This is a genomic window from Nocardia sp. XZ_19_369, assembly GCF_015355715.1.
GTDB lineage: Bacteria > Actinomycetota > Actinomycetes > Mycobacteriales > Mycobacteriaceae > Nocardia.
Genome location: NZ_JACVED010000002.1, coordinates 453403 through 478620, shown reverse-complemented (window position 1 = coordinate 478620; position 25218 = coordinate 453403). Strand labels below are relative to the sequence as shown.

Sequence of the window (25218 nt, the reverse complement as noted above, 5' to 3'; positions counted from 1 at the left end):
AATCCGCCGCAGGGTAGTGGTCGAGGAGAGCGAGTCGACCATAGCCGACCGCGGTGAATGCAGGCTGGTGGCGCGGGACAGGCGGCGGCTAGCGGAGGTCTGGGAGATCTCGGAGTTGACGGCGGGAGGTGATGCCCAACTTGCGAAAGATGTTGCGTAGGTGGGCATCTACGGTGCGCGGGCTCAAGAACAGTTTGGCGGCTACTTCTTTCGAGGTTGCGCCCTCGGCGACCAGGCGGGCGATGTGTACTTCCTGCACGGTGAGCGCGTCGGAGACGTCGGCGGATCGGCTGCGGGTGTGCTCGCCGGTGGCACGGAGTTCGCCTGCCGCGCGGGCCGCGAAGGCCTCGGCGCCGAGAGCCGCGAGCACCTCGTGGGCGTGCCGCAGTTCGGTTCTGGCGTCGCGGCGGCGACCTTGGCGGCGCAGCCATTCGCCGTAGACGAGGTGGGCACGGCCGGCCGCGATGGCGAAGGTGCTGGAATCGAGCAGCGACACGGCCTGGCGGTAGGAGTCCTCATCGTCGTCGACCAAAGCCTTTGCGTAAGTTTGCATTCCGAGCCCGAACGGATGTCCGCCCGCGCGTTCGGCGAGCATTGCGAGCGCGGCACGAGCGACGTCCGGTTCGTGGCAGCGCACCGCCGCCTCGACCAGTTCGGGGAGCGCCTGGCCCGCCAGCCCCAGATCGCCGGTGGCGACGGCGCGTTCGGCGGCCCGCATCGCCGCGGGGTAATCGGCGAGTCCGTTGTTGAGGACGGCGGTGGCGTACTGCACGCTGAGGGACATGTGCGGGCCGACACCGGCGAACAGCTTTTCGGCCTCGGCGCGCCGACCGCGCAAGGCGGCCAGGTGAATTCGCGGATAGACGAGCGGGGCCGCGCCGGTGGCCTCCGCGATCGCCTCCTCCTCGGAGATCATCGCCGTCGCGGCGCCGAAGTCGCCGGAGTACGCGGTGACCGTGGCGAGCATGGCCAGCCCGATCGGCAGCATGTGGAACGAGCCGACCTCGCGGCCGGACGCGGTGACCCTGGTGGCGATGCCGCGCATGGCGTCGATGTCCCACAGTTCGAGGGCGAGCAGGAAGCCGAGGGTCGGCCACCGCGCCCACGCCGCGTCGGCACTGTCGGCCACGACGGAGCGCAGCAGCTTCGCGGCCGCCTGATGTCCCTCGACGGTCAGCGCGATCATGCCGTCGAGGATGAGGTCGGCGCTGGTCGGTGGTTGCGGGTGGGGTGGCGCGGTGCGCGCGGCCGCGATCACGGCGTCGAATCCGCCGGTCAGCAGGCTCATCTCGATCGCGTCCACATAGCACTCGCGTGACCGGACCGGATCGTGGTCGGCCAGCCGGGTGGCGGCGCGGAGCAGATGGTCGGTCGGCTGGTCGCCGCCGCGGAAGCGGGCGAAGGAGATCCGGCCGCGCAGCAGGTCGACGCGCGGATCGTCGGAGTCCAGGGTCGAGAGCAGTTCGGCGGCGACGCCGAAATCCCCGACCGACAGCTTGGCCTCGACCGCAGCGAGGACCCGCTCGGTACGCAGGACGGGGTCGAGTGTCAAGGCGGCGGCGCGTTCCAGGAAGGCCGCCGCGGCGGCGACTCCGCCGCGCGCCTGCGCCCGATTCGCCGATCGCGTCAGCGCGGTCGCCACCTCCTCGTCCGGCCCCGCGCTGGCCAGCGCGCGATGCCAAGCCACCCGGTCGGGGTCGGTGACCGGGTCGCTCACCTGGGCGAGTGCGCCGTGCGCACGGCGCCGCTCCGCCGCGGTCGCGGCCTGGTACACCGCCGAGCGGGCCAGCGGGTGAATGAACCGAACGCGCGTGCCGAACTCGACCAGCGAAACGTCCTCGGCCGCAGCGCCTTCAACTCCCAAGAGCTTCGCCGCGGGCCACAGCAGGCCGGGATCGCCGACCGGCTCGGCCGCGGCCACGGTCAGTAGTAACCGTACCTCGGGCGACAACGTCGCCAGGCGGGCACGGAAGCTGCGTTCGGCGGCGCGCGGCGCGGGCAGGTCGAATCCGCCTGCCATGCCCGCCAATCCCGCGGTTCGCGGCAGTTCCAGCAGGGCGAGCGGGTTGCCGCGCGCCTCGGCCAGGATGCGGTCACGCACCCGCTCGTCCAGCGACGCGGGGACCTCGCGCACCAGCAACGCGCGCGCCTCGGATTCGCTCAATCGCTCCACGTCGACCTGGGGTAGCTGCGCCAGCCCGCCCACGTCTTCCCGCGCGGCGAATACCATCGCGACGCGTTCGGCGCCGATCCGGCGGGCCACGAACGCCAACGCGCGAGCCGAGGCATGGTCCAGCCACTGCGCGTCATCGATGAGGCACAGCAGCGGTCGATCGTTCTCGAGCAGCAGACCCAGCGCCGCCGCGCCGGCCAGGAACGGGTCCGGGGCGCCGGTGTCCAGGCCGAACGCGATCCGCAGTGCGGTGCGGTGGGGTGCGGGCAGTGCGTCGAGGTGGTCCAGCACCGGGGCGCACAGCTGGTGCAGCGCCGAGTACGGCAGTTCCGTCTCGAACTCCGCTCCGGACGCGCGCATGATCAGGAAGCCTGAGGATGCCTGAGCCAAGTGGTCCAGCAGCGCGCTCTTGCCGATACCCGGCTCCCCCAGCAGCAGCAATGCCCCGCCACGGGACTCCCGCGCCTCGTGCAGCAGCGCAAGCAACCGCGCGGTTTCCTCGGATCGCCCGACCAGGTAACTCACGACTCCGCCTCGCTAGCGCTCGGCTCCGTCGTGCGCTCCAGCACGCTGCGTCTTCGGTTCCCTCGCTGACACTCGCTCACAACTCCGCCTCGCCGGCACTCGGCTCCGTCGTGCGCTCCAGCACGCTGCGTCTTCGGTTCCCTCGCTGACGCTCGCTCACAACTCCGCCTCGCCGGCGCTCGGCTTCAGCGCGCGCTGCCACACGCTGTGCCATTGATTCACTGACGGGCGCTCGCTCACGAGCCGATCCTTCCGCGAATCGACCTCCCATGCCAAACGCAGGCATAGGTACCGCCCACCTCCGTATAGGCAGGAATCACCGACGCGAGGAGACCTCCCCCGCCACAAAACTGACAATCATGCAACCGCGACCGCTGCCCTACCTCACCGGCCACTTCGCACCGACCGCCGAGGAGCACACCTCGTTCGACCTGACCGTGCACGGCATCCTGCCGCCGGAGTTGAACGGGCGCTACTTCCGCAACGGCCACAACCCCAAACCCGGAGTCACACCGACGCATTGGTTCCGCGGCGCGGGCATGCTGCACGGTATCCGGCTGACCGGCGGCCGCGCCGAGTGGTACCGCAACCGCTGGGTGAAAACGCCGTACCTGGACGGTGTCCCGTTCACCGGCACCGAACTCGACGTCAGCGCCGCCGCGACCAGCATCATCTTCCACGGCGGGCGCTACCTCGCGTTGCAGGAGGCGAACCTGCCCTGGGAAGTTACCAGCGAGCTGGAGACGATCGGCGTGCACAACTTCGGTGGCAAGCTGACCACCTCCATGACCGCCCATCCGAAGGTGGACCCGGCGACCGGAGAACTACATTTCTTCTCCTACAGTCCCTTTCCGCCCTACCTGATCTACTACGTGGCCGATGCCCGCGGCGAGATCATCCGGTCCACGCCGATCGCCGGTGCGGGCTCGGCGCTGATGCACGATTTCGCGATCACCCGCGAGCACGCTGTCTTCCTCGGCTCCCCGGTCGTCTTCGACCACGCCGAACAGTCCGGCATCCCGTACCGCTGGCACGACCAGGTCCCGCTGCGCCTCGGCGTGCTGCCGCGGAACACACTAGGCGAGGTCGTCTGGTTCGACGTTGAAAGCGCGGGCGCGATCCTGCATGTCGCCAACTCCTACGTCGATGATCGCGGACGAATCATCTTGGAATGCCCGCGCTTCGACCGTGCGGCCTGGGAAACCTCCTGGAAGTGGTGGGTGGGCGCGCCGGGTTACCCCGACACCCCCGGCGTCGGCACGACCTTCCATCGCTGGATCCTCGACCCGGCCACCCGCAAGGTCACCGAGGAGGAGCTCGATGATCTGGTGATCGAGTTCCCCGCCATCAACGACGACCACACCGGAACGCACAACCGCTACAGCTACGCCGTCGCCTTCCCCGGCGCGGGACTCACCGGCTACCACACAGTCAAATTCGACACCCTCACCGGACAACGCCAGTTGTTCACACACGGACCGGACCGAATGCCGGGCGAAGCCGTCTTCGTGCCGGCCGAGGGCGCCACGCGGGAGGACGACGGATACCTGCTCACCATCGTCAGCGACCTCGCGGCCGACGCGTCGCGGCTCCTCGTGCTCGACGCTTCGGACCTCGCCAAGCCACCGGTCGCCACCGTCGACCTCCCGCAGCGGGTACCCGCAGGCATCCATGGGCACTGGATCCCGGACCAGGACTGATCTCGAAACCCATGCCGGGACCATACGAAAGGCATTGCCGTGGAACAGAACACCCGAACGACGACCATCGATGATCCGCCGACCTACCGGGACCTGCTGGCGGGATGGATGTCCCTCTGGAACGGGGATTACGCCCTCGCCCACCAGATCGTCGCCCCGGACTTCCGCTTGCACGCCGCACTACTGGGCGGCGGCGACGGCAGTGCGGTCCACGGACCGGAAAGCCTGGTCGATTGGATCGCGCAGACCCGAGCCGCCTTCACCGAACTCGTGTTCAGCGTCGAGGTCGGACCCATTGTCGAGCGCGACCACCTCGCGCTCCGCTGGGTCGCCGTCGGCACCTATCACGCCGGATTCCCCGGCGCGACCGCCCCTTCGGGCACCGCGGTCCGGTTCACCGGCACGGACATCCTGCGCCTCACCCAGGATCGCATCGCCGAGTACTGGGTGAACTCCGACATGCACGTCCTGCTGGCCACCCTCGGCGTTCGACCCTAGCCGCGACCGCTTGTCGGCCCATTCATCAAGGAGCAGACCATGTTCACCAGCACACCTCGACCCGACCTGGAAACGTATCCCGCCGCACGGCCCGTCCTCATCGCGGCGTGGGCCGTTCCCGTCCTCATCGTCGGTCAGTTCGCGATGGTGGCCATCGTTCCGGTCACCATCGTCCTCATCGGCACCCTGCGCGATGCCCGGCTCCGCTCGCTCCGCTGGTGGGCCGCCGCCCTCGCCGTGGCTTACGCTGTCACACTGGCTATTTGGGCCACCCGACCGGACCCGGCGCAGAGCCTGTCGAAGGACATCCACCCCCTGCTCGCCGCGCTGGTCGTCGTCGCGGGCAGCGCCGTCGCCATCAGACACCATCTGCTGCGCAGGCGTGCCCAGCGCACAGCCGGATAACCCGGACCGAATACGATGCGGCAGCCGAACGAGTTTCAGCACTGAAACTTGTTCGGCTGCGACTCTTTTGGCCCACTGGCGCATCGGTGCCATATCCCCCATCCCGAATTCCAGCTGCCTGGACAAAACGATCCCAGTGAAGTCGCAGCAACCAATGTCATTGCTGAACAATCGATTTCGGGTATCCAGATTGAGACTTCGGTGTAGCGTTTTCGGAATCGTCCTACGAGCTTCGGCAAAAGCTCGACCGACGATGAGGTGGCGGCTCGCCGATGTTTTAGAGTTGGGCAGGGAAATACGATGGCAGACAACGAAGTCGACCATTCAGCAGCAGCCCGGCAGTTGCCGGGAACCCGAATAACCGCCGATTCGCGACTGGCCTTGGACGGCGGAAATCCCATTCGCCAGACCCCATGGCCGACCTACGACCGCGGCGCGGTCTGCGTTCACCCCGATGACGAGGAAGCCGCACTGCGCGCGATCCGCAGTCACCTCTACTTCCGCTACGACTATCGCCCGCCGCACGAAACCGAATGCGGCAAGTTCGAAGCGGACCTGTGCCGCTACTTCGACTGCCGCCACGCCCTGGCGACCTCCAGCGGCACCACCGCGCTGGCCTTGGCCATCATGGCCGCGGGTATCGCCCCGGGCAGCCTGATCGCCTGTCCCGGTTTCACTTTCGCCGCCACCCCGAGCGCCATCATCCTGGCCGGCTGCACGCCCTTCCTGGTCGACGTCGACGAAAACCTGCACCTGGACGTGGCCGACCTGCGCAGCCGATGGACCCCGCAGGTCAAGGGCATCATGGTGGTGCACATGCGCGGCTTCGCCGGTGACATGGGCGCGCTGCTCCGCTTCGCCGACGACATGCACGTGCCGATCTTCGAGGACGCGGTCCCCGCCCTCGGCGCGGAACTCGACGGCCGCAAGCTCGGCACCTTCGGCCTGGCCGGCGCGTTCAGCACCCAGTCGGACAAGTCGCTCAACAGCGGCGAGGGCGGTTTCCTCGTCACCGACGACAGTGCCCTGTTCGCCCGTGCCACCGTGCTTTCCGGCGCCTACGAGGGACGGCTGCGGCGGCACTTCCCGGACGGCGAACCGCCGATCGCCACCGATCTGGACCTGCCGCTGCTCAGCTTCCGGATGGATGAGATCCGGGCCGCGCTGCTGCGGGCGGAGCTCGGCAGGCTGCCGGTGCGTTTGGCCGCGTTCCGGCGCAACTACGACTACGTGGCCTCGGCATTGGCCGATGTCGCCGGGATCCGGATCCGGCGCCCGGTCGCGCCCGGGGCCTATCTCGGTGAGGCGTTCATCTTTCAGGTGCCGAACGGCCGCGCGCAGTGGTTCGCGCAAGCGCTGCGCCACGAGGGCATCGAGGCGCGCAATCTCGGTTCGGACTCCGATCGCAATATCCGTGCGTTCTGGAACTGGCGGTTCATGTTCAGCGGGATGGAGACCGCGGCCATCAAAGAACTACTGCCGAACGCGACGCGGTATCTGCAACGGGCAGTGGACATTCCGTTGTCTTCGACGCTGTCGCTGGCGGACTGTGACCACCTGGTCGCGGCGGTGCGCAAGGTCGCGGATGCACTCGCGGTCACCGAAACCCTCGACGACGAAGAAGGTTCCAGTTCCACCTGGGCCGGTCGGCGATGACTTCGTCCGAAACCGGAGCGTTCCCCCGACTCGCACTGGCCGGAGTGTTCGGCGGGCTGTTCTGCGGCTACCTCGGCCTGGCCGCGGCGATTCCGGTGCTGCCCGCGCATGTCCGGGACGAGTTCGGCGCGGGTGATCTCGCGGTGGGTCTCGCTGTCACGTCCACCGCGCTCACCGCGCTGCTGACCCGTCCGATCTCCGGTGGGCTGGCTGACCGATATGGACACCGCAACGTCATGCAGTTCGGTGCGCTCGCCATCGCGGCGGGCGGCCTGCTGTACTTCCTGCCGCTCGGTCTGGCCGGGCTGATCATGGTGCGCCTGCTGCTGGGCGTCGGTGAGGCCGCGCTGTTCACCGCGGGTGCGGTCTGGACCGTCACGCTCGCGCCGCACCACCGTCGCGGGCAGGTGATCGGGCTCTACGGCGTGGCCATGTGGGGTGGTATCTCGCTGGGCACCGCGCTCGGCGCGGCCATCCGGCACTTCGGCATCACCGCGGTGTGGAGTTTCTGCTCCGTCGCACCGCTCATCGGTCTCGTCCTGATCAGCATTGTCGCGCCGCAACCGCACGTCACGCCGACCAGCGGGCGCGGGTTGCTGCTGCGGCCCGCCGTGCTGCCCGGTCTCGGTCTTGCCTTGGGGGCCGCAGGCTACGTCGGCCTGGCCGCGTTCGTCATCCACGGGCTGCAAGTGCGTGGAATCGACTCGGGCGTAGTGGTTTTGAGCACCTTCAGCGCGGTGTACGCGGGCACCCGCTTGTTCATCGGGCACCTACCGGACAAGTACGGACCGCGGCGGGTCGCTGCGTGGTGCGGGCTGGGCGAGGCGGCCGGGTTGCTGATCATCGCGTGGGCGCCGAGTCTGCCGGTGGCGGTGCTCGGGGCCGTAGTGATGGGCGTCGGATTCTCGCTGCTGCACCCGTCGTTGGCGTTGATGGTCATGAACAACACCGACAGCGCCAAACAGGGAGCCGCGCTCGGTGCGTACACCTCGTTCTGGGATCTGGGGTTGTTCGTGTGGGGGCCGGTGACCGGCGCGATCGCCACCGGGTTCGGCTACCCGGCCGTCTTCGTGGTCGGTGCAGGCTGCGCGCTGGCGGCTTCGGCGCTGGCCATGACGATCCGGCAAGCGGTGACCACGGAGAAGGCGGTCGACAGGTGACGAACACGGTGAAGGTCCTGTGCATTACCGGCTGGTGCCGCAACGGCAGCACCATCATCGGCAACATCCTCAATGAGATTCCGGGCTTCTTCCACGTCGGCGAGCTGCACTTCCTGTGGCGGAACGCGGCGGGGCGCGGGGTGAACGAGGAATGTGGCTGCGGACTAAAACTGGTCGACTGCCCGTTCTGGTCGACTATCCTGCCGATCGGCCAACCGGCGGGCACGACCCTGGTGGAGCACGCCGACGCGGTGATCCGGCGGCAACTCGGCAGCGTCCGGACCCGGCATACCTGGCGGGTGCTCGGTCGTGGACTGCACAACGAGCAGATCCGTGCGCACGCGGCGCTGATGACCCAGGTTTACCAAGCCATCGCGGAGCGCAGCGAGTCGCGGGTGATCGTGGATACCACGAAGATTCCCGGTGAAGCGGCGTTGCTGGCGCACCTCGACGGGATCACCCCGTATTACGTCCATCTGGTGCGTGACCCGCGTGCGGTGGCCCAATCCTGGAGCAGGCCAAAGGAATACGTGTACGCCATGGCACCGGGCAAGAGCACCGGGTACTGGACCGGCTTCAATCTCGCCACACATGCGATCACCCGGCGTTATCCGGAACGGTCCATGTTCCTGCGGTACGAAGACTTCATCGCGGATCCGGCGGGCACGATCGACCGGCTGTTGCGGCTGTGTGCGACCGATCCGGCGGCCAACCCGGTCACCGATCGAACGGTCGAATTGCATACCAATCACACGGTGACCGGGAACCCGGACCGATTCAAGATCGGCGAAACCGTGGTGCGGCCGACCGACGACTCCTGGCGGCGCGGGCTGTCGAAGTCGGACAGGCGAACCGTCGCGGCCTTGTCGTGGCCGCTGTCGCGCCGGTACGGCTATGAATTCGGCGCCGTGGACTCGACGGGAAAGGGCTAGCCACGTGGATCTGGGGTTGTCGAACAAGGTCGCGCTGGTGACGGGCGGATCCAGCGGGATCGGCTTGGCGATCGCGCGGGAATTGGCCGCCGAGGGGGCCCACGTAGCGATCGGCGCGCGCGACGCCGGGCGGCTCGCTGCGGCCGAGCGTGCCGTCAAAGAAGTGGCACGTGCTCGGGTGCATGCCACCAGCGTGGACATCACCGACAGCGCGGCGACCCGGCGTTGGATCGACGAGGTCGCCGCCGAATTCGGCGGACTGCACATCGTCGTCATCAGTGGTGGCACGCCGCCGACCGGCCACGCGGCAGCCTTCGAGACGGCGGACTATCGGGCGGCGGTTGATGCGGTGCTGATACCGGCGGTCGATGTGGCGCTGGGCGCGTTGCCACATCTCCGGGACGCGCGTTGGGGCCGAATGCTTTTCGTGGCCTCGGAGACGGCGAGTGTCCCCATCAGCGGCCTGGCCATGTCCGGCGTAACCCGCACGGCCCTGGTCCGATTCGCCCAGTCGCTGGCCGCCGAGGTGGGCCGGGACGGTGTCACGGTCAATGTGCTCGCGCCCAGCGCAACCCGCACTCCCCTGCTGGAACGTGTTGTGGCGCAACGCTCTACCGAAGGCCCGAGCGAGGCACAGTTCGAGGCGATGGGCAGGCACACGGCGGTGGGGCGGATCGCCCGGCCGGAGGAGATGGCCGCCGTGGCCACCTTTCTGGTGAGCGCGCGGGCCTCCTACCTCACCGGCACGGTACAGCTGGTCGACGGCGGTGCGAGCGTGCTCGGACCGTCCGCGGCTCATCTGCCCTGGCAGGCCAGCGCGAAACCGGAGTGACCAGCACTGCTCTCGGCACCGTTGCCGATGACACGGAAGGAATCACACATGCTGAAGACCGAAGGCGTCAAAGAGACGCTGGCGCAGGTGGTCGCGGACCGCAAGAAGGAGCCTTCGCCGGGGCGGATGTTCGTCGAGGCCTGCGCGAAAGACGGCCTCGACGCCGCCGTCGAGTACGACGTGACCATCACCGACTCGCTGACCAGCTCGCGCCGCAAACCGCGCTACCCGGCGCGCAATATGCTCAAAGCCGTTGATCTGTCGCGTGATCCACGCGATTTCTACTGGCACGAGAGTGCACCTAGCGCGGACGACGCCCCGATCGAAGGCGCCGACGTGCGCCGCGAACTGGCCAGCCGGTTCCACAAGTCGCCGATCCCCGAACTGCTCACCACCACGGCCTGGGTGCAGGTGCCGCCGCAGCTGTGGGAGGACCCGGAGACGTTCGAATCCTTCATCAACTACCGGCTGATCGTCCGGCTCTGCACCGCCGAGAACCACACGATCATCAGCGGCGAGGGCGGCCTGCTCAACATTCCCGGGATCGAACGGATGACCTCCCCTGGGCCGTTCGCTTCGACGATCCTGCGCGCCTGCAACGAGGTCGAGCAGATGGGTGGCACCGCCGACGGCATGATCATCAACCCGGTCGACTACTACCGCGCCATGGGCACCGGACGGCTGATGGACGATCTCGAGCAGAACGGCATGTTCATCGTCCGCACCCGGCTGGTCGAGCCCGGCACCGCCCTGGTGGGCGACTTCGGCCACGGCGCACAGCTTTTCGACGCGGGACGGTCGGTGATCCGCTTCGCCGAGCCGCCGCCGGGCACCTTCAGCGAACCCGGCGCGGCGGTCATGGCGGAGATCTACGAGCGCGTCGTGGTGAACCTACCGACCAACTTCTTCGTCGTCACCGTGTAGGTCGGTTCGTGACGAGCGAGGGGGCGGCTCCCGTGCGCAGCGACCCGGATGTGGTGGTTGTCGGCGGCGGGGTCGCCGGTTTGTTCTGTGCTTATCACCTGCGGCGCAGTGGCGCTTCGGTGACCGTGCTGGAGCGCGGGGCGCTCGGTGGGCCGCAGTCGTGTTCGTACGGGAACACCGGTTTCGTCGGAACCCACGGTGCGGCACCGCTGGCCGAGCCCGGCATTCGATCGCTGCGCACGCTCGGGATGTTGAGTCCGGACGCCGCGTTCTATGTCAAGCCGCGGCTGGACGGCGAATTGCTGCGCTGGCTCGGGCATTTCGGGCGGGCCTGCTCGGCGACGGCTGCGGCGGCCGGTTTTCGGGTACTGGTCGGGATGAAGAAGCGCAGCCTCGAGATACTGCTCGGGCTGTGTGAATCACCCAGCATCGCTGCGACTTTCGAGTCGCCCGGTATTGTGCTGACCTATCGCACCGCAGAAGGGTTTGCGGCTGCCAGTCGATCGGTGGCACGGACCGTCGCGAGCGGGGTGCCGCTGCGGGTCCTCGGTCCTCGGGAGCTCGAAGAGCTCGAGCCGAAGACCCGGTTCGCTGTTCATGGGGCGCTGCACAACCCGGAGGGGGCCTATCTGCGTGTACCGGAGTTCGTGATCGAGTTCGGTCGGCTGCTGCGCGAGATGGGTGTCGAGATCTGCGAGCGCACCGATGTGCTCGGCTTCGAGGTCCAAGCTACGAAAGTCGTAGGGCTGCATACGAACCGTGGGGATCTCCGCCCCCGTGACGTGGTCGTCGCGGCAGGTGCGTGGTCGACCGATTGTGCTCGGCTAGCGGGGATCGGGCTGATGCTGCAACCGATCAAGGGTTACAGCGTCACCATCGATATGCCGCCGAGTGGTCCCAGCAGGCCGGTATTGCTGAGTGAGGGCCGGGTGGCGATGGTTCCGCTGGGTGATCGGCTGCGCATCGGCGGCAGGCTCGAGCTCACCGGGATGAACAACGACATCTCCGCCCGGCGTGTCCAAGGGATGCTGCGGACCGTCCACGAATACCTGCCGGAGTTGGAAGAAACACAGACCCGGGAGACCTGGAGCGGTTTGCGTCCGTGCACGCCCGACGGGGTGCCGCTGATCGGCCGCACCGGTCTGCGCAACCTGCTGGTCGCGGTCGGCTACGGCCATATCGGGATGGGGCTCGCGCCCGCCGGTGGCGAGCTGATCAGACACATCCTGGCGGGCGAACAACCGATCACCGAACCGGCCCCGCTGCGGCCGGATCGGTTCGGCAGCACCGAATCGACAAGGCGATAACAATGGCCGAAAATACCAAGGGCGAGCACGCAATCGGCGTCCTCTGCCTCGACACCGCATTCACCAAGATCCCGGGCCATATCCGCAATCCGACGACCTTCGACTTCCCGGTCGTCTACCAGGTGGTGCAGGGCGCGACGCCGCAGCGAATGGTGACCGAGGCCGATCCGACCCTGCTGGAGCCGTTCATCATCGCCGCCAAGGAGCTCGAAACCTGTGGCGTGGCGGCGATTACCAGCGGATGCGGTTTCCTCGTCATCTTCCAGCAGCAACTGGCCGACGCCGTGGGGATCCCGCTGTACAGCTCGAGTCTCATCCAGTTACCGATGGTGCACCGCATGCTCGCCGCGAATCGCAAAGTCGGCCTGCTGGTTGCCAAGAAGGAATCGCTCACCCGGCGTCACCTGGCGGCGATCGGCGGTGAGTCGGTACCGATCTGCGTCGCCGGAATGGACACCCAGCCGGAGTTCCGCGAGGTCATCCTGGAGGGACGCCGGACGACACTCGACGCCGAACGCCTCGGCAACGAGGTACTGACCGAGATCGAACAACTGGCCGCGGCCAACCCCGACATGGGCGCACTCATCATCGAATGCACCGACCTGGCCCCCTACAGCCACGCCATCCAAGATCGCCTCGGCCTCCCCGTCTTCGACATCGTCACTCTCACCGAGATGGTGCACCGCAGCCTGAGCCACCGGCCGTTTCCCCGGACATAGGCGTCGTCGCAGCCTGAGGCAGGTCGGTAATCTCCTTCCGGTGACCGACGCTACCGACCTGATGCGGATGTATCTGGTCGATCCAGACCAGCCCTTCCCGCCTGTCGAGTTAGCAGATCCATCCGGACTGGTCGCTTTCGGCGGGGATCTGTCGCCAGAGCGGCTGTTGAACGCCTATTCCGCGGGCATCTTCCCCTGGTACAACCCCGGCGAAACGATCCTCTGGTACTGCCCGGACCCGCGCAGCATTCTCGTGCCGACCGACCTGCGAGTGAGCAAGTCCTATCGCCGCGCGGTCACCAACACCGACTACGCGGTGACCATGGATCGCGCCTTCACCGAGGTGATGTCGAATTGCGCTGAACCGCGCGACAAGGAGACCGGAACCTGGATCGGCCCCGACATGCTGGCCGCCTACCAGCAGCTACACCAACTCGGTCACGCACACTCGGTCGAAGTATGGCGCAACGGCGACCTGGTCGGCGGCCTCTACGGCGTCGCCTGCGGCCACTCCTTCGCCGGCGAGTCCATGTTCTCCCGCGCCCGCGACACCTCCAGATCGCCCTGTATTGGCTCTGCACCCAACTAGCCGCCTGGAACTTCCCCCTCATCGACTGCCAGGTCACCTCCACCCACCTCACCTCCCTCGGCGCCACCGACCTCCCCCGCACCGACTACCTGCACCTCCACACCCAAGCCGCCGCCCACCCCACCCTCCCCGGCCCCTGGCAATTCCAAATCCCAGTCCCCAACTCCCCCAACCACCTACCGGCATGAACCATCACCGGCCTCGCCCGAATCAGCTGGCGGGCAAGGCTTCCCAACGCACGATACTGCCTGCGGGTTCAGCCTCCGATCAAACGAAGCGACGACCGGTTTACTGGGTCGAATGCCCATGTGCCTTACCTTGCGCACGATCCGTTCGGCCTAGTCGGATCTGCGGCGTTCAGTGCGGGATAGCCAGGTGCCTGACTCGCTCGGTCAGCGGAAAGCTTTGCGCCACAGCAGAACCGCAGCACCGACGGCGCTCAGGAGCAGGTAGCCGACCAGCCGAGCCCAGTCCGGGACGTCGACATAGTTCAGTACGAACCAACTTTTCGAGCCCCCGGCGAGGTTGTTGATCAGCCCGCCGACGCCCTGGACGAGCAGAAGCAACCCCAGTGTTTCGAGCATCATTCTCCCTTATCGATACGATCGTATTGATTTGATGTCGCCAGGCTAGCCTTGGCCTGGGCTAGAGTCAAACCAATACGATCGATATGGAAAGGAGGCGGCGGTGAGCGGCAAGGGCGCGCCGGTGCGCGGTGTGGGTGCCGCGCACGACGAGCGACGGCAGTCAATTCTGGAGGCGGTGTTCACGATCGTGGATACCGAAGGGGTTGAAAGGGTGAGCATCCGGAACGTCGCGCAGCAGGCCGACGTCTCCATCGGCCGAGTCCAGCATTACTTTCCCACCAAGGATGATCTGCTCGCGGCAGCGTTCACCAGCATCACCGAGACCGGCGGCAACCGAGTTCGAGAGCGAGTCGCGGCAGCGAGCACCGACGACCCGATCGCGGTGCTGCGCGCGATACTCGCCGAGACCATTCCGCGAACAGCCGCCGACCGCCGACTGTTCCGAATCATGCAGGCGTTCGAGACGCACGCGCTGCCGCGCCCGAGTCTCGCCGTCCAGGTGACCCAGGGTTACGGCGGGCTGATCGACCTGATCGCACTTCTTCTGGGCCGCACGGTCACAACCGGTCTCGACGTTGCGGCGGCCGCACGCGAACTCCTCGCGCTGTCCACGGGCCTTGCCGGACTGACCCTGACCGGCAACATCACTGCGGATCAAGCCGAACACATAGTTTTCGCTCGGCTGGACTCATTTGTGAACGGGTATCGAGGATCTGACTGAACCCGGGTCTCGCGGCGGAAAGTCGACTATCCGCTTATCAGCGAAGACGCTCGGAACCACGCCCGCCCGAGCCGACTTCAGCTGGGGCGAATGAGCATAAAGCCGCGTGGCACGCGTTCGCGAACGACCTATTCTGCCGACGAGCGTGCACTGCCCGCGGCATGCGTTCTGCGGCGTGGCAAGTCGAGTCGCGTCGGGGGTTGTTGTTGACTCGATCCATGACCCCCGTCGTTGCTCGCATGTTGTCACGCGCTCTGACTCTCACAACGACAGCCCTGGCAGTCGCTGTTCTGCCCCTGAGCGCGGCCGCCGCTACCGCTGCGCCGGCCACACCGTGCAATTGGGGACCAGCCGTCGTCGAGCAGGATTGCAGACCGCTGTATATGCCGTGTAAGAGCGCGGAATCCTGCGCTGTCAGTTGTGAAGTCAACGGTTTCGACAGCGGCCGATGCGTGGATACGAACTCAGTTCGTACTTACTGCCAATGCTGCAAGGAGCATCAATCCACTGAATAGGCGTTTTCGCCCGGAACCGCAGCGGCCGACGCACTGTCATGCCGCGAGCTGCGCGTTCGGACGACCCGCGAGTAGCGATCGGCCGGACCGCCCGGCGAACATCCGGAATTGCCGATGAGCGGTTCATTGATCTGGCCTGTCAGCCATCGACAGTGCGGTAGCCGGCGGTGCCGCCCGGTCGCCCAGTGGTCCAGGAACATATGCCAGGACTACGGCCAGGGTCAGGAGCGCTCCGCCGAGGATCAGGACGATCGGCTCGCCGTAATCCGGTGTCACCACGGCGGTTACATTGAGCATGGCGTGAAACAGAATCGCGGCCAGGACCCCCTGGCCGGTTCGGTTGTGCAGCCAGACGATCAGCACTCGCCCGGCTACGGTCCCGACGAACCATCCGGAGATCCACCAGAAGCCGTGCCCGACCTGGGCAAGCGGCACCAGATGCCAGACCGCCCAATAGATTCCGAGGGCAATGCCCGCCCACACCGGACCCCAGCGCCGTTGCAGCGGGTCGGTCGCGTAGCCGGTCCAGCCCAGTTCCTCGCAGGTCGCCGAGAACAACGTTGCGATCAGCACGAAAGGCAACGCCGCCAAAGCAATTGGGACACCCCCGCCGACCGCGCCCAACCCCCGGGCGATCCCGTAAGCAGCTATTCCGGCGACTACGGGCACCCCCGCCGCCACGAGGTACCAAACCTTGTGCGGTGCGGCCGAATAGTCGAACGCGCGCCGCAGCAGCGCCCAGACCGCCTTTTTGCCTTCGTCCCGGCGGATGAGGAACACCGCCGCGAGTACCGGTACCAGGAACATCGCCGCGCTGGCAGGCAATTCCAGCGCCCCCACCCGCACACTGTCGACGAACGCGCCCAAGACGAAGAAGGGCAACGACATCGTGGTGACCAACGTCAGGAACAGCAGCGGACGCCGGTCGGAAACCAGTTCAAATCCCATCGAACCAGCTTGCCGCATACGAAATCGCCGCCGAACCCCGGACGTTGCGGCAACATCCGCTCATGCCGAGCATCGCACACTGTGGGGTGGTGTCAGCGTAAGACGGTCAGTGGCTGGCCCATTCGGGGTGGAGGTGCCACAGTTCCTGGGCCACCGCGTCCGGTTCGTGTCGGGCGCCGGGGCTGATGGGCCCGACGACCGTGACTTGCGCGGCGTGCGCGCGCTGGTCGGCGGGCCCGTCGCGGAGCATGCGCCAGCTCCGCAGTGCTAGTGCCCCACTTGGTCGGTCAGGGAAAGTCCTTCCTTGGCCTTGATTCGACGATGCTCGAGGATGAGCCAGCCCGAACCGCCCAGCAGGCTGACTACGCACACGATCGCGCCGATCGTCGCCCACCCACGGAAGCCGGACCCGGCCGCGGTGAGCGTCGCACCAAGCGCAGCGATACCCACCACCCATAACAGGATGCCAGGAATGTTGTAACCGTCTTGTATTCCTTCCCCAGCGTGACCTCTCGAGGTCCGCGCCGCATCGGAAGAAAAGCCGCCGGATTCCGGGTCACGCGATGCCGTGTCGTACTCATATGCTGCGCCAGAGTTAGCCATCAGATTGCTCCTTCAGTATCTATCCCCCTGTCGCGCTTTCCCCAGCTCTGACCGAGCAAACCCGACCGCACATCGGCAGTGGAGAGATGCTGCTTACAGCGAGCCCGCCCTGCTACGCCAGATCAGAACGCTGGAGAGCACTGCCATGAGATTCAGAAGCCGAAGGTTTGCCTGTGTCCCACGTCGGCCAAATTGTCACGATTGAGCTCATACGCCGTGAAGAAAGCAGTAGCGGCCGGTTACGACGTCCTATATAGCCGCGCCCCGCCCGTTCGCGAACGTCCGCAACTGGCCGGATTACGTTGACGTTCTTCAACGTCGGGGATGCTCGGCGGTAGTGGCCGACACCACATAACCACTCTGCTTGCAGTACTGTGAATGAAGTGCTTTACTGGTCCAACTTCAACGAAGTGATAGCTCGGTGAACGTCCGGTTCGGACCGGACACTCACCATCCGATCAACGAAGGGCCTTTTTTGCGCAAGCTGGTGTACCTCATTGCCTCCACTCTCGACGGCTTCATCGCGGGCCCGGACGGATCGGATCCGAGCGGGCCCGGTGGCTTCTGGACTCCGTCGGAGGACTACCTGAAGCACCTCATCGAGGAATACCCCGAGACGCTGCCCGGGGCGGCGCGGGCCGCGTTCGGCATCACGGCCGAGAACGTTCGGTTCGATACCGTCGTAGAGGGCCGTAAGAGCTACGAGATCGGGCTGGCGGTCGGGGTGTCCGATGCCTACCCGCATCTGGAGCATGTGGTCTTCTCCCGGACCCTGACCGAAAGCCCGGACCCGCAGGTGAAGGTCGTGGCCGATGATCCGGCGGCGACGGTGCGCGAGCTGAAACGTCAAGGCGGCAAGGACATCTGGCTCGTGGGCGGCGGAGACCTGGCAGGCGCGCTCTATGGCGAGATCGATCAGGTTATCGTCAAGCTCAGCCCACTCACCCTCGGCGCCGGCATTCCGATGTTCGGGCGCTCGGCGAGCTTCGCCCCCGATGCATGGAACCTCGTCGACCACACGGTCCTCGGCAGCGGAGCGGCCTTCCTCACCTACGACCGGGTCGCCGGTACGGCGTCGTAGGAGCGCCGCTCGCACGGTGTCAGCGGAGATCTGAACACGAATCCATGTGCGGTTCAAAGTATCCGGAGTGCATGGCTCGCTAGTATGGGTCTCGATATCTCATCCCTGTACGGGGATGCGCCGATGAATTCGGACCGAGCGGCTACTCGCCTGGCGGGTGAGCCCACGGTCAGTTGATCCACTTTCGGATCTACCAATAAGAGGGCGGAGTCGGTGCCCCGGTTCTCGGACCGTCGGCGCCTTGGCTTGGATACAGCGCACCCCGGCTCCGGGGAAGGCTGGGGTGGCGGCTCGGGATCGGCGAGCTGCTCGTGTCCGCGCGCGTACCGCCCTTCGCTCGGGGGCCGCTGTGGGTTACTTCAACGACACCGACCTTCGCGAGTGGGCTCACGCGCTGCAAGCTTATCCATGGAAAAGCGATGCACGACTGCGGGTTTCCGCATCGTTGGGCGACCAAGAGACCGTCGACCTGGCCGCCTACATGGTGACGAACCGCGGCCAGCTTGCGGTCGCGGCACATCTTGCGACGGTCGACATCGATGACAACTCACCGACCGTCGGCACCGTGACCGAGGCCCGCATCCTGATCCCGACGAGCTATCAAGCCATCGGTACCTTCGCGCGCGACTTGGCCTCCGCGATCGCAGACAGAGGCGGCACAGCTCGCCTGAACGTTGACAGGCTCGAATAGCACGCCGACGCTCGCTCATGGCGCGGAGCCCGCTGACCCGAACCGGCCACTAGGTCCGGAGAATTGGTCTGAGTGCACGTGATTGGCGGCGCGATGGAATCGAACTCGAGCGGTGCGGTGGGATGAGCGTCGCCAGACAAAATACCGGCACCGCAGAACTTTCCGAGCAGATTGCCCTGCTGGCCGATGTCGAGCACACACGCATTGAGCGCTTCGCCGTCGTCCAACTGATCGGCACGTCGCGTGTCGGGTGACTCGGCAGCTACCGCGAGGCTGGGGGCAGTAGCCGGCCGCTGAGGACGGGGCGGTCGATGCGGGCATCTTCTTCAAGCACCCCGATGCCGAGGTTCGCTGCGAGCCTGTAGAACAGTCCGAGGGACCCCCGGGGGCCGTATTCGTGTTCTTCGGGTCGGGCGCCGAGGGCCTGGATCTCGGTGTCGAAGCGGTGCGGGTCACTGCCTGTCCGTTTGAAGAGGTCGGTGGTGTCGAGGCCGGTGATGAGGCGGCCGTTCTCGGCGTATCCGAACACCGCTCCCGGTTTCATGGAGGCATGCAGCTCCAGTGCCGCGGTTCCGATCGAGGCGCGCAGCACCAGTCCTCGGTCTTCCAACGATTTCCAGCTACCGCGCTCCTGGACCCACGCCCAGGTTCGGTAATGCCCTGCGGTGACCACATATCCGTCACGTTCGTAGAGAAGGCCGCCCAGCTCGTAATGGAAGTCGTCCATCCCGCGCACCGCCACCGTGTCTTGGTCGACGCCCATCCGCTCCAACAGCTCCCGGGCGCTGACCTGACGCGCGAAGGTGAAGCTGACCAGCGGCAGATCTCTGTCGTACAGCCACTCGAGGCCACCGGTCGCGGTGTTCACCACGCCCCCAGTTCGTTGATCGCGATCAAGGTAGGGAAACACCGTCCATGATCAGGCAACGAGGTGTCGTCATCAGCTGAAGCAATCACAGCGGCTGACACTGCCATGAGCCACCGACATCTGGCCCGGGACCATCGTCTAGTAGCAGCGGACAAGCCGGTTCCACGTGGCCGGCCGAGAGGGCTGTCGCGGCCTCTAGATCTCGAAGCGGGAAGTGCCCGTCGGGTTAATCGTCGGGGGACGCGCGGCGGTTTCGTTTGGTGATGCCGCGCCGCTTCTTGGCGGAGATGCGGCGTTCTTTTGCTCCGCGTGAGGGTTTGGTGGGGCGGCGGGCGGGGGGTGGGGCGGCGGCGGCTTCACGGAGTAGTGCGGCCAGGCGTTCGCGGGCGGCTGCGCGGTTCTGCAATTGTGCCCGGTGCTCTGATGCGGTAGTCGTGAGCACGCCGTCGACCAGGCGGGTGGACAGGCGGTCGAGCATGCGGGTGCGCAGCCACTCCGGCACCGAGGGTGAGTTGGCGAGGTCGAATGATAGTTCTACTCGGCTGTCGGTGGTGTTGACGTGCTGGCCGCCCGGGCCGGACGACCGGGAGAATCGCTCGTGTAGCTCGGATGCGGGTATCACCAGCAACCGAGTCACGATCAGGTCGTCTGCCATGGTCCGACGCCGCTCTTTCCGGTCGAGTCGTCTACACCGCGGCGGTTGCTCGATGTCGTTCGGGCACTGGTCATTTCACTGCTGGTAGCACTTCTAGGACTGCGGCGGTGACCTTTTCGAGGGTTGCCCGATCGCGGCCGTTGATTGTCACGGCGGGCACGCTCGCGTAATCGGAGTTGTCGGCGACGGGATCGAAGGTCTGGCCGACGCGAATCCGATAGCTGCCATTGGCTTGGTTGGATGTCCAGTATGCGTGCTGCCCAGCAACTTCCACGCGCTCGTAGTTCTTGAACTCACGGTCGGCCGAGTGCCCGTACCCGACATAGATCGCGTCGCCGTCGAGCCTGAACCAGCAGCGATCGACCCATTCGGAATCGCCGCGGATCGCATCCGGCAGCTTCGTCAGTACCGCGCACGGATCTTTGCCGGTGACCGTGGTGCGTACCGTGTCCGGCGAATCACCCACTCGCGGATGCCGTTTCCACTCGGTCAGCGCGACGGTGACGAGGGATTGCGCGGCCGGGCAGGGTTCGGTTCCCGGCGGGATCGTGACCATCAGGGACATGGAGCCGCCGGTCGGCAGTTGTGCGTACGCGGTGCAGGTGCGGGTCGACGCACTCGCGACCTCCTCGGGTGAGCGGACATCGTTGTCGCCGAGCAGGTTCACGGTCATGCCGTCGATGGTGACGGTGGCACCCTGGTCCGGCCCGGTTTGATCGACTGCGCGCACCAGCCAATCCACTTCGGTGCCAGTGCTGCGGTCGGTGCCGAATTTGGCTCTGCACCCGTACAACTGATCGGTGCCGACGGCCGTGACCGGGCCGAGTTTCGCCAGCTCCGCGCGCGGCACCAGTGCGCAGATGTCGGTGGTGCGCAACCGCGCCAACATCTCCGCGTCCGGCCCGGTCGCGACCGGGGGCTCCGGCGGGTTCGCTGCGTTCTGCTGGCAGGCGACCACGCTCACCATCAGTACCGCGATCAGTGCCAACCGTCGAAACATCGCAATCCCCCAAGTTCTATGCCGTGCCCACCCTGCGCGTGACAGCGTCGATAACTTATCTCGAGGTGGGCAGCGGGTGTGGTGCCCGTCGGTCTTGCTCGCCTTGTAGAGCTCGTAGCCGCCTTCGGTGTTCTGCGAGATGCGGCCCTGCTCGGAGGACATGATCGCGACGGTTCCGCCGGGGACGACCAGCTCGCGGAGGGTCTCGACGGCGCGCAACGGGCTCAGGGCGTTGGTGATCACCACCTCGGTGAACATGTCGGTCGGGACCTCGTGAATCGGGAAATCGCCTCGGTCGATGGCGGCGTTGACGAAGAGAAGATCGAGCCGGCGGTCGGCCAGGCGCTCGCGTAGAGCGGCCAGCTGGTCAGGGCTCGTCAATTTCCGACAATCAGCTGCCCGTTCGACGCATCAGCCTTCGCTGGCAGCTCCCCTCCGCCCTGTCGGGTGGTGGCGATGACCGACCACCCTGGTCAGGCCCCTCGTTTTCCGCGCGCTGACGGGCTCCCCTGTCCCCCAGGATCTGGTGGATACCCTCTTCGAGGACGTGCTCAGGCCGCGCGCCAACTGACCGGTGAAACCGCGCGAGCGGCACCCAGCATCACGCGCCCACTCAGCGCTCCGTGAGCAACCGTTGATCTCCCGGTCATTCCACGAATCATGTCGGCAATACCCGCTGCCTACCGTCGGAGACAACCGATTGTGGGAGGCCTGAGTTGAGCACGCTGACGCGTAACCGTGACATCGAGAACTGGGATGCCGAAGATGTGGTGGCCTGGGAAGCCGGCGGTAAGGACGTTGCCAAGCGGAACCTGATCTGGTCTGTTTTCGCCGAGCATGTCGGCTTCTCGGTGTGGTCGATCTGGTCGGTGATGGTGCTGTTCATGCCCACCGAGACCTACGGCATCGATCCGGCGGGCAAGTTCTTCCTGGTCGCGGTGCCGACCCTGGTCGGCGCGATCCTGCGGATTCCGTACACCGTGGCCACCGCGAAGTTCGGCGGCCGCAACTGGACCATCTTCAGCGCGTTCCTGCTGCTGATCCCGACGCTGCTCACGCTGTATTTCATCAATCAGCCGGGCACCTCGTACACGACATTCCTGGTCGTGGCCGCCTTCGCCGGCTTCGGCGGCGGCAACTTCGCCTCGTCGATGACCAATATCAATGCGTTCTACCCGCAGCGGCTGAAGGGCTGGGCGCTCGGGCTCAACGCGGGCGGCGGCAATATCGGCGTTCCGGCGATCCAGCTGCTCGGGCTGCTGATCATCGCCACCCTCGGCAACGGCTACGCCTCGCTGATCTGCGCGATCTACCTGGTCCTGGTGGCGCTCGCCGCGCTCGGCGCCGCCCTCTACATGGACAACCTGCGCAACCAGAAGGCCGACCTGGCGGACATGGTCGCGGCGCTGAAGGTGCCGCAGTCCTGGGCGATCGCGTTCCTCTACATCGGCACGTTCGGCTCGTTCATCGGCTACAGCTTCGCCTTCGGCCAGGTGCTGCAGATCAGTTTCAAGGCCGGTGGTGACACCGCCGCGCAGGCGGCGCTGCACGCCGCGCAGATCGCATTCATCGGACCGCTGCTCGGGTCGCTGGCCCGCCCGTACGGCGGTAAGTGGGCCGACCGGATCGGCGGCAGCAAGGTCACCATGTATGTCTTCGGCGCGATGATGGTGGCCGCGGTGGCCGTCGTGGTGGCCAGCACGCTGGGTGATCGCAACGGCGGCGTGCCGAGCGGCGCGGCGATGGTGACACTCATTGCCGGCTTCATCGCACTGTTCATTCTGTCCGGCATCGGCAACGGGTCCGTCACCAAGATAATCCCGTCGGTGTTCGACGCGAAGTCCAAGAGTCTCAACGTTTCTCGGGACGAGCAGGCGGCGTGGGCACGCAACACCTCCGGCGCGCTCATCGGTTTCGTAGGCGCGATCGGTGCGCTCGGCGGCGTCGGCATCAACCTGATGCTGCGCTCGTCCTACGCGTCCACCCAGTCGGCCACCACCGCGTTCTGGGTCTTCATGGGCTTCTATGTCGCCTGCGCCGTGGTGGTTTGGGCGGTCTTCCTGCGCCGCCCCAGCGACCGCACCGAGGCCGACGTGGTGGTCGAGGCGGAGACCTTCGTGCTGGAGGCCGAGGCCGCGGCGAGCAGCACCCGATGACCGCCGTCGAAACCCTCAGCAGCGCTGCATCTCTCAGCGCCGGGTGGACCCGAGCATGCGGCATCGACCGGTTGATCCCCGGCCGCGGCGTAGCGGTGCTGCTGGGCAACGGCGCGACTGCCGCCCAAGCAGCCTTGTTCCGCCTGTCGGACGACACCCTCGCCGCTGTCGGCAATATCGATCCCATCGGCCGCGCTGCCGTGATCTCCCGAGGGCTCGTCGGTGACCGCGACGGCACTCCTGTCGTCATCTCACCGCTACTGAAGCAGGCGTACTCGCTGATCGACGGGCATTGCCTCGACGACGACTCGGTCCACCTGCCGGTATACCAAGTCCGCGTAGACAACTCCGTCATCTCAGTCTCCAACCACCCCGCCTAGACCCGATCGCCACAGCGCACACACTTTCGTAACCTGGCTAGGGTGTGGGCCGTGATCGAACGCAAACGGGCTCGGCGGGCCGTTGTGGTCGGGGTTGTCGTCAGCTTGACGCTGGGGGCATACCTGGTGGTGAAGCCGCAGTCCTTGCGCGATGGGCTGTCGACGGAGGTGCCGGGATGCGTGGACCGGCCCTGCGACGGGGATGACCCCCGGACCGCAACCGGCATCCGCCGGGTGAATCCGCAGGTTCGAGTGTGGGCGCGCACGATCACCTTGACCACCACAGGCACTGGCGCCTGGGCGAACATCGTGAACGGGCAGCCCGGCGATTCGGTGTGGCTCGATCGCACTGGCCGTAGCAGCCGAGACGAAAGGTCGGCGGCAACCATTGCCGCGGCTGCCACCGCCGCGGATACGCGGTTCTACCGGTACGACGACGGGCTGTTGCGCGCTTGCGGGAAGGCCGGTGACCGGCCGGAGGTCCGCTGTACCCGATGGACCGAGCAAGCCGACCCACCACCGGACCGGCGGCTGCGGGCCGTCGACCGATTGCTGGACCGCTATGACCTCGGGACAGGGCTCTGGGAGAACGACGCCAGTACCTGGCAGAGCGCCAACGCGCTGACCGCTGTCATCGACTACGCGGCGCGCACCGATGACCTCCAGTACCTCGCCTATGTGGACGACATCTACCGGCACGGCGACGTTGCTCGAATAGGAGTTCCCAGACGGACCGGCTACAACGACGACGAATTATGGTGGGCGTTGGCGTGGTTGCGTGCCTTCGACCTCACCCACAATCCGCGCTACCTCACGGCGGCGCAGGTCGTTGTCGACGGCCTCGATGATCAGCGCGCGTCGTTCTGCGACGGCGGGATGGCGTGGGCACGCGTGGGTGTCGATCCGGATCAGCGCCCGTGGACCCAGGTGAATGCGATCACCAACGCGTTGTATCTCACGGCGACCGCCCAGCTGAGCACGCGGGTCGATCCCTCGCATCGCTCGTCGTATCTCGCTCGCGCGCAGACGATGTGGGATTGGTTCACCACACGGGCGGGTCGCGCGTTGATCGACCGATCCGGATTGATCAACGACCACCTCGACCTCGCCCCGGACGGTGACACTTGCGTGCTCGCCGACGAGAGCACGCGATGGACCTACGTTCAAGGCGCGGTGATCGGCGGATTGGTGGCGCTGGGCCAGGCCACCGGACAGAGCGATCTGTTCACCACGGCCGACACGATCGCCTCGGCGGTGACGCGCGCCGGGTCACCGTTCATCCGGGACGGTGTTCTGGAAGAACCCAGCGCCACGAATTGCCCCGGCCCCCGGTGCCGGGATGCGGAAACCTTCAAGGGGGTGTTCGTTCGCAACTACCGGCAGCTGCTGGACAGCGGCCACTCCCGTTCCGCCACAATGGAATTCCTCATCCGCCAAGCGGAGTCGCTGCCCGCCGACACCGATGAGTTCGGTTTCCGATGGCAAGGTCCGCGTCGATCTGACGACCTTCCCAACTTCGCCACCCAAGCCGCAGCCGTGGACGCCCTCAACGCGATATGAGGCGTGCCCGGATCGGGGAACTCGTTCCCGGCT

The 25218-nt window shown here is 66.5% G+C and carries 25 protein-coding genes and 1 pseudogene; 18 read left to right on the top strand and 8 right to left on the bottom strand.

Annotated elements, in window-relative coordinates; genetic code table 11:
* Nucleotides 1–88: 88 nt before the first annotated feature.
* Nucleotides 89–2698: an AAA family ATPase gene (locus IBX18_RS08395; RefSeq protein WP_194833164.1), complete on the bottom strand. Its 2610-nt coding sequence runs from the start codon at nucleotides 2696–2698 to the stop codon at nucleotides 89–91.
* A gap of 359 nt (nucleotides 2699–3057) precedes the next feature.
* Between IBX18_RS08395 and IBX18_RS08390 the strand changes: the two genes are divergently transcribed.
* The 11 genes and pseudogenes from IBX18_RS08390 to aat all read left to right on the top strand — a co-directional run bounded on the left by IBX18_RS08390 (nucleotide 3058) and on the right by aat (nucleotide 13608).
* The gene (locus tag IBX18_RS08390; RefSeq protein WP_194833163.1) at nucleotides 3058–4398 is read left to right on the top strand and encodes a carotenoid oxygenase family protein; all 1341 of its coding nucleotides are present in this window, start codon (nucleotides 3058–3060) and stop codon (nucleotides 4396–4398) included.
* A 39-nt stretch (nucleotides 4399–4437) separates the two neighbouring features.
* Nucleotides 4438–4896, top strand: a complete 459-nt coding sequence (locus IBX18_RS08385; protein WP_306796195.1) for an ester cyclase — start codon at nucleotides 4438–4440, stop codon at nucleotides 4894–4896.
* A gap of 39 nt (nucleotides 4897–4935) precedes the next feature.
* Entirely contained in the window at nucleotides 4936–5301 is a 366-nt protein-coding gene (locus tag IBX18_RS08380) for a hypothetical protein (protein ID WP_194833162.1), read from the top strand.
* A gap of 300 nt (nucleotides 5302–5601) precedes the next feature.
* A complete protein-coding gene (locus IBX18_RS08375) occupies nucleotides 5602–6957 on the top strand; it encodes a DegT/DnrJ/EryC1/StrS aminotransferase family protein (protein WP_194833161.1) in 1356 nt (451 codons plus the stop codon).
* Nucleotides 6954–8117 carry an MFS transporter gene (locus IBX18_RS08370; protein ID WP_194833160.1) on the top strand — a complete coding sequence of 388 codons (1164 nt, stop codon included), beginning with the start codon at nucleotides 6954–6956 and terminating at the stop codon, nucleotides 8115–8117. Before IBX18_RS08375 ends, IBX18_RS08370 begins: the two co-directional genes overlap by 4 nt.
* Complete coding sequence (locus tag IBX18_RS08365) at nucleotides 8114–9049, top strand: sulfotransferase (protein WP_194833159.1); 936 nt, start codon at nucleotides 8114–8116, stop codon at nucleotides 9047–9049. The genes IBX18_RS08370 and IBX18_RS08365 overlap by 4 nt, the downstream gene beginning before the upstream one ends.
* A 16-nt stretch (nucleotides 9050–9065) precedes the next feature.
* A complete protein-coding gene (locus IBX18_RS08360) occupies nucleotides 9066–9881 on the top strand; it encodes an SDR family NAD(P)-dependent oxidoreductase (protein WP_228540600.1) in 816 nt (271 codons plus the stop codon).
* Nucleotides 9882–9929: 48 nt separating this feature from the next.
* On the top strand, nucleotides 9930–10805 hold the full coding sequence (locus IBX18_RS08355; RefSeq protein WP_194833157.1) for a family 3 encapsulin nanocompartment shell protein: 876 nt from the start codon (nucleotides 9930–9932) through the stop codon (nucleotides 10803–10805).
* Between the two features lie 8 nt (nucleotides 10806–10813).
* On the top strand, nucleotides 10814–12112 hold the full coding sequence (locus IBX18_RS08350) for an FAD-dependent oxidoreductase (protein WP_194833156.1): 1299 nt from the start codon (nucleotides 10814–10816) through the stop codon (nucleotides 12110–12112).
* Between the two features lie 2 nt (nucleotides 12113–12114).
* Nucleotides 12115–12831 (top strand): aspartate/glutamate racemase family protein, encoded by a 717-nt coding sequence (locus tag IBX18_RS08345; protein WP_194833155.1) that lies wholly within the window; start codon nucleotides 12115–12117, stop codon nucleotides 12829–12831.
* 61 nt (nucleotides 12832–12892) lie between these two features.
* Nucleotides 12893–13608, top strand: a pseudogene (gene aat / locus IBX18_RS08340) (leucyl/phenylalanyl-tRNA--protein transferase).
* A 204-nt stretch (nucleotides 13609–13812) separates the two neighbouring features.
* On the opposite strand, the gene IBX18_RS08335 reads toward aat, so the two are convergent.
* Nucleotides 13813–14004 carry a hypothetical protein gene (locus IBX18_RS08335; RefSeq protein ID WP_194833154.1) on the bottom strand — a complete coding sequence of 64 codons (192 nt, stop codon included), beginning with the start codon at nucleotides 14002–14004 and terminating at the stop codon, nucleotides 13813–13815.
* A gap of 103 nt (nucleotides 14005–14107) precedes the next feature.
* On the opposite strand from IBX18_RS08335, the gene IBX18_RS08330 reads away from it, so the two are divergent.
* Entirely contained in the window at nucleotides 14108–14728 is a 621-nt protein-coding gene (locus tag IBX18_RS08330) for a TetR/AcrR family transcriptional regulator (RefSeq protein WP_194833153.1), read from the top strand.
* Between the two features lie 638 nt (nucleotides 14729–15366).
* Here the strand turns inward: IBX18_RS08330 and IBX18_RS08325 are convergent.
* From IBX18_RS08325 to IBX18_RS08315, 3 genes are all read right to left on the bottom strand, one after another.
* The gene (locus tag IBX18_RS08325; protein WP_194833152.1) at nucleotides 15367–16191 is read right to left on the bottom strand and encodes a CPBP family intramembrane glutamic endopeptidase; all 825 of its coding nucleotides are present in this window, start codon (nucleotides 16189–16191) and stop codon (nucleotides 15367–15369) included.
* A 106-nt stretch (nucleotides 16192–16297) separates the two neighbouring features.
* Nucleotides 16298–16441, bottom strand: a complete 144-nt coding sequence (locus IBX18_RS08320) for a hypothetical protein (RefSeq protein WP_194833151.1) — start codon at nucleotides 16439–16441, stop codon at nucleotides 16298–16300.
* A gap of 17 nt (nucleotides 16442–16458) precedes the next feature.
* Nucleotides 16459–16644 carry a hypothetical protein gene (locus tag IBX18_RS08315; protein WP_373889173.1) on the bottom strand — a complete coding sequence of 62 codons (186 nt, stop codon included), beginning with the start codon at nucleotides 16642–16644 and terminating at the stop codon, nucleotides 16459–16461.
* A 571-nt stretch (nucleotides 16645–17215) separates the two neighbouring features.
* Between IBX18_RS08315 and IBX18_RS08310 the strand changes: the two genes are divergently transcribed.
* From IBX18_RS08310 to IBX18_RS42775, 3 genes are all read left to right on the top strand, one after another.
* Nucleotides 17216–17875, top strand: a complete 660-nt coding sequence (locus IBX18_RS08310; RefSeq protein WP_306796193.1) for a dihydrofolate reductase family protein — start codon at nucleotides 17216–17218, stop codon at nucleotides 17873–17875.
* 349 nt (nucleotides 17876–18224) lie between these two features.
* Nucleotides 18225–18566: a hypothetical protein gene (locus IBX18_RS08305; RefSeq protein ID WP_194833150.1), complete on the top strand. Its 342-nt coding sequence runs from the start codon at nucleotides 18225–18227 to the stop codon at nucleotides 18564–18566.
* Nucleotides 18567–18688: 122 nt separating this feature from the next.
* Nucleotides 18689–18820, top strand: a complete 132-nt coding sequence (locus IBX18_RS42775) for a hypothetical protein (protein WP_255528034.1) — start codon at nucleotides 18689–18691, stop codon at nucleotides 18818–18820.
* Between the two features lie 8 nt (nucleotides 18821–18828).
* Here IBX18_RS42775 and IBX18_RS08300 read toward each other — a convergent pair whose 3' ends face one another.
* From IBX18_RS08300 to IBX18_RS41975, 3 genes are all read right to left on the bottom strand, one after another.
* The gene (locus IBX18_RS08300; RefSeq protein ID WP_194833149.1) at nucleotides 18829–19437 is read right to left on the bottom strand and encodes a DUF6461 domain-containing protein; all 609 of its coding nucleotides are present in this window, start codon (nucleotides 19435–19437) and stop codon (nucleotides 18829–18831) included.
* A gap of 223 nt (nucleotides 19438–19660) precedes the next feature.
* Nucleotides 19661–20089: an alternative ribosome rescue aminoacyl-tRNA hydrolase ArfB gene (gene arfB / locus IBX18_RS08295; protein ID WP_194833148.1), complete on the bottom strand. Its 429-nt coding sequence runs from the start codon at nucleotides 20087–20089 to the stop codon at nucleotides 19661–19663.
* A 70-nt stretch (nucleotides 20090–20159) separates the two neighbouring features.
* Entirely contained in the window at nucleotides 20160–21470 is a 1311-nt protein-coding gene (locus IBX18_RS41975; protein WP_228540599.1) for a hypothetical protein, read from the bottom strand.
* A gap of 335 nt (nucleotides 21471–21805) precedes the next feature.
* Between IBX18_RS41975 and IBX18_RS08285 the strand changes: the two genes are divergently transcribed.
* The 3 genes from IBX18_RS08285 to IBX18_RS08275 are packed head-to-tail and all read left to right on the top strand — an operon-like array spanning nucleotide 21806 to nucleotide 25185.
* Complete coding sequence (locus IBX18_RS08285; RefSeq protein ID WP_194833147.1) at nucleotides 21806–23245, top strand: MFS transporter; 1440 nt, start codon at nucleotides 21806–21808, stop codon at nucleotides 23243–23245.
* Complete coding sequence (gene nirD / locus IBX18_RS08280; protein ID WP_194833146.1) at nucleotides 23242–23625, top strand: nitrite reductase small subunit NirD; 384 nt, start codon at nucleotides 23242–23244, stop codon at nucleotides 23623–23625. Before IBX18_RS08285 ends, nirD begins: the two co-directional genes overlap by 4 nt.
* A gap of 51 nt (nucleotides 23626–23676) precedes the next feature.
* Nucleotides 23677–25185, top strand: a complete 1509-nt coding sequence (locus IBX18_RS08275) for a glycoside hydrolase family 76 protein (RefSeq protein ID WP_194833145.1) — start codon at nucleotides 23677–23679, stop codon at nucleotides 25183–25185.
* Nucleotides 25186–25218 lie beyond the last annotated feature (33 nt).

Bases quoted from the DNA above. Each gene is read 5' to 3' on its own strand.
- IBX18_RS08390 (WP_194833163.1), top strand. From the start codon at position 3,058: ATGCAACCGCGACCGCTGCCCTACCTCACCGGCCACTTCGCACCGACC.
- IBX18_RS08380 (WP_194833162.1), top strand. From the start codon at position 4,936: ATGTTCACCAGCACACCTCGACCCGACCTGGAAACGTATCCCGCCGCA.
- IBX18_RS08375 (WP_194833161.1), top strand. From the start codon at position 5,602: ATGGCAGACAACGAAGTCGACCATTCAGCAGCAGCCCGGCAGTTGCCG.
- IBX18_RS08370 (WP_194833160.1), top strand. From the start codon at position 6,954: ATGACTTCGTCCGAAACCGGAGCGTTCCCCCGACTCGCACTGGCCGGA.
- IBX18_RS08355 (WP_194833157.1), top strand. From the start codon at position 9,930: ATGCTGAAGACCGAAGGCGTCAAAGAGACGCTGGCGCAGGTGGTCGCG.
- IBX18_RS08345 (WP_194833155.1), top strand. From the start codon at position 12,115: ATGGCCGAAAATACCAAGGGCGAGCACGCAATCGGCGTCCTCTGCCTC.
- IBX18_RS08335 (WP_194833154.1), bottom strand. From the start codon at position 14,004: ATGCTCGAAACACTGGGGTTGCTTCTGCTCGTCCAGGGCGTCGGCGGG.
- IBX18_RS08325 (WP_194833152.1), bottom strand. From the start codon at position 16,191: ATGGGATTTGAACTGGTTTCCGACCGGCGTCCGCTGCTGTTCCTGACG.
- IBX18_RS08320 (WP_194833151.1), bottom strand. From the start codon at position 16,441: ATGCTCCGCGACGGGCCCGCCGACCAGCGCGCGCACGCCGCGCAAGTC.
- IBX18_RS42775 (WP_255528034.1), top strand. From the start codon at position 18,689: ATGAGCGTCGCCAGACAAAATACCGGCACCGCAGAACTTTCCGAGCAG.
- arfB (WP_194833148.1), bottom strand. From the start codon at position 20,089: ATGGCAGACGACCTGATCGTGACTCGGTTGCTGGTGATACCCGCATCC.
- nirD (WP_194833146.1), top strand. From the start codon at position 23,242: ATGACCGCCGTCGAAACCCTCAGCAGCGCTGCATCTCTCAGCGCCGGG.